Raw genomic sequence first — 3,143 nt, forward strand, 5'->3', positions numbered from 1 at the left:
GAAGAATGACGATGGTCGTTTCACTCTCTTTGATATGCTCGAGCCAGGCGGTGAAGTCATCGTCGGGCACCATGACGAAAAGTATCGACCCCGCAGGAAAACTCTTTTTGCGTTTTTTGAAGATATGCCTCTCCACATTCCGCTTCATGACAGTTTCGATCATCGTCACTGCACTTTCTACGATATTCCGGTCCAGTCTGTGCTCGTGAAGCAGAAAAAGTGGCTGAGACATACGATTCCTTCGATGGGTTCTGTCTATTTCATTATAGAGCAAAAAATTGAAAAGTGTCGTAAAAAAGTCAGCTGGCTGACATCGTAAAAAACTCGCCCTTTGTTATACTGGGTTCAAAATTTCTTATAAGGTTCCAAAAATTTTGAACGAAATTTTCGCACAGAGTATACGTGATTTCCAAGACTCCTTTTGCAAACATATGGAAAGGAGTAGTGACGAGAAACCGATCTGTTATAATAGTCTCAGTTTTCTGGATGAAGCTTTGTCGGTTGCCGATGAACAAAGGAGAAAGAGACTTGATGATTTCGCTTTTCATATCGTGACATATGTACAGAATCGTCTGAGGTTTCTCCTGCGGGAAATACATGGGGAAATAGGAGATACGGATCTTTCCGAAAAAGAGAGATTGACGGAGTTTCACCGCAGAATCATCCGGTATGAGGAGTGCTTTGAAACTGTTCTGTCCGATCTGGAACGATTCAATTCCCATCATCCTCTGAAACCTCTTTCCGAAAGGACAATCGGCGAAGGCCGGAAAGGCTTCGCCCATTTTAAAATGTTGAGTCGTACCTGTTTCGAACTGTTCGAGATCGAAATAGATGAGGGGAGTCTCGAACGCCTTGATGAAAGAAACCATCCCGAAAATACAGTGCGGCGTTCACAGCGGTAATTTTTCGAAGAGGATTTTTAAGATGGTTTCTAACGAAAGGTAGGTTGACATGAACGAAAAGGCCATTTGCGATCTGCTGAAAACTACGGAACTCTTCGGAGGACTCGACGACGACAAGTTGTGTGATGTCGTATCCGAATGCCGTCTGACACATTGGGAGAAGTCGGAAGAGATTGAGAACGATGAGGGGAGAGTCCACTTCAATATTATTGTTCGCGGCAGCGTGAAAATTATGCACACCGATCCCCATTCAGGACGAAGTATCGTTCTGTTCTTGTTGCGAAGAGGAGATGTTTTCGATGTTTTGTCACTGTTGGACGGTGAAGCCCACATATGTAATCCTGTCGCAGTGGAAACCACGGAAGTTCTACGAACCCCTATGGAAAGGGCGAGGGAGTGGTTACGGCGCTATCCCGAACTGAACGAACGGTTTTTACCCTATATCGGAAAACAGATGAGGGTGCTTGAAACTTTCGCCGAATCTATCGTTTTCGACGATACCGCGACACGCCTTGCGAAACTTATTCTGAAACATACCGACACTAGGAACCGTCCCGACGGTGAGCACTATCCGGTCAAAATGATCAACAACCTCTCTCATGAATTACTGGCTGAGATGATCGGATCGGTACGTTCTGTCGTGACCGCCCAGCTCCAGAAGCTCAAAAGAGACGAGATAATCCTTCAAAGACGCGGATATCTGGCCGTGAAGAGACTTGAAGAGCTGAAAAGACGTTACAATCTCTGACATTGCGATTTGGAAAAACGAAAAGGATGTTTCATTAACGATTTTTGAGTTACAATGAAATCAGCCACTTTCATACAATGGTATTTCAATTCCAAAGGAGTCAGAAATGAGCCGCAACAATATCGCGTCGGTCAAGGCGCTGGAGATACTTGATTCGCGTGGAAATCCCACAGTACGCGTATTCGTGACACTTGAAGACGGCAGAAGAGTGAGTGCGTCGGTGCCTTCAGGGGCAAGCACAGGCGAACATGAAGCGATAGAACTGCGAGATGGTGATCCCTCACGCTACAATGGCAAAGGCGTGCAGAAAGCGTGTGGCAACGTCAACGATATCATCGCTCCGGAACTGATCGGTCTGGATCCGGCCGAACAGGCGATGATCGATCGTCTGATGATCGAACTGGACGGAACAGAGAACAAAGGACGGATTGGCGCCAATGCGATCCTCGGTGTATCGATGGCGGTAGCCAAGGCGGCGGCACTCAATCAGGGAACGGAGCTCTATCGTTATCTCGGTGGTTCGGAGGCGCGTAGAATCCCCGTACCATGCATGAATATACTCAATGGTGGCGAGCATGCCGACAACAGTGTCGATTTTCAGGAGTTCATGGCGGTTCCACACGGGGCGCCGTGTTTCTCCGAGGGGCTGCGCTATGTCGCCGAAACCTTCCATGCATTGAAGAGGATTCTCGAACGCAAAGGGTATTCGACGGCGGTCGGGGACGAGGGAGGTTTCGCGCCGAATCTGGGAAGCAACGAGGAGGCGATGGAACTCATACTCGAAGCAATTGAAAAAGCCGGGTACGAACCCGGTACCGACATCTCCATCGCGATCGACAGTGCCGCCACATCCTTCGTCGTGGGCAAAAAAGGAAAATACGAACTCAAATGGTCCGGCGGCGGAGTGCTGACGAGCGACGAGATGATCGAACTGGCCGAAAGATGGGTGGAAAAATATCCGATCGTTCTGTGGGAAGACCCCCTGGCCGAGGAGGACTGGGAAGGGTTCGCGAAATTCACGGAGAGGCTCGGCGGCAAGATCGAAGTGGTCGGTGACGATATCTTCGTGACCAATACGAAATTCATAGCCCGGGGTATCGAAGAGAGGACGGCCAACGCCTCGCTGATCAAGCTCAACCAGATCGGAACCGTCACAGAAACGGTCGATGCGGTACGTCTGTGTTACGAGCACGGGTGGCGTGCCTTTCTCTCCCATCGCTCCGGCGAGACCTCCGACACGTTTCTGGCCGATTTCGCCGTCGCGATGGGATGCGGCCATCTGAAGACGGGTTCGGCATCAAGAAGCGAACGTCTGGCCAAATACAACCGGCTTCTGGAAATCGAAGACGCGCTGCAGTCCAACGCACTCTACTACTGGAAGTGACCCGTGAACGGCATGGACCCATCCGCGAACATCGCGATACCCGAGCTTCCCGAGGAGATCGCGGGACTGGGTGAAATCGCCCTCAATCTCTGGTGGACGTGGAACGCCG

General features: G+C 50.0%; 4 protein-coding genes. 3 read left to right on the plus strand and 1 reads right to left on the minus strand.

The window, feature by feature from the left end; translation table 11 throughout:
- A partial coding sequence (locus tag Q1K24_RS09675) for a hypothetical protein (RefSeq protein WP_300369500.1) occupies window positions 1-232 on the minus strand: 232 nt, incomplete at its 3' end.
- Window positions 233-431: 199 nt separating this feature from the next.
- Here Q1K24_RS09675 and Q1K24_RS09680 point away from each other — a divergent pair.
- The 3 genes from Q1K24_RS09680 (at window position 432) to eno (ending at window position 3,034) form a co-directional block, all read left to right on the plus strand.
- Window positions 432-902, plus strand: a complete 471-nt coding sequence (locus Q1K24_RS09680) for a hypothetical protein (RefSeq protein WP_300369503.1) — start codon at window positions 432-434, stop codon at window positions 900-902.
- A 49-nt stretch (window positions 903-951) separates the two neighbouring features.
- Entirely contained in the window at window positions 952-1,650 is a 699-nt protein-coding gene (locus Q1K24_RS09685) for a Crp/Fnr family transcriptional regulator (RefSeq protein WP_300369505.1), read from the plus strand.
- 106 nt (window positions 1,651-1,756) lie between these two features.
- On the plus strand, window positions 1,757-3,034 hold the full coding sequence (eno, locus tag Q1K24_RS09690) for a phosphopyruvate hydratase (RefSeq protein ID WP_300369508.1): 1,278 nt from the start codon (window positions 1,757-1,759) through the stop codon (window positions 3,032-3,034).
- Window positions 3,035-3,143 lie beyond the last annotated feature (109 nt).

It is taken from the genome of Hydrogenimonas sp., from assembly GCF_029932565.1.
Taxonomy (GTDB): domain Bacteria; phylum Campylobacterota; class Campylobacteria; order Campylobacterales; family Hydrogenimonadaceae; genus Hydrogenimonas.

What these genes read in the sequence shown, in the direction of transcription:
- Q1K24_RS09680 (WP_300369503.1), top strand. Translation starts at nt 432, where the DNA reads ATGGAAAGGAGTAGTGACGAGAAACCGATCTGTTATAATAGTCTCAGT.
- eno (WP_300369508.1), top strand. Translation starts at nt 1,757, where the DNA reads ATGAGCCGCAACAATATCGCGTCGGTCAAGGCGCTGGAGATACTTGAT.
- Q1K24_RS09685 (WP_300369505.1), top strand. Translation starts at nt 952, where the DNA reads ATGAACGAAAAGGCCATTTGCGATCTGCTGAAAACTACGGAACTCTTC.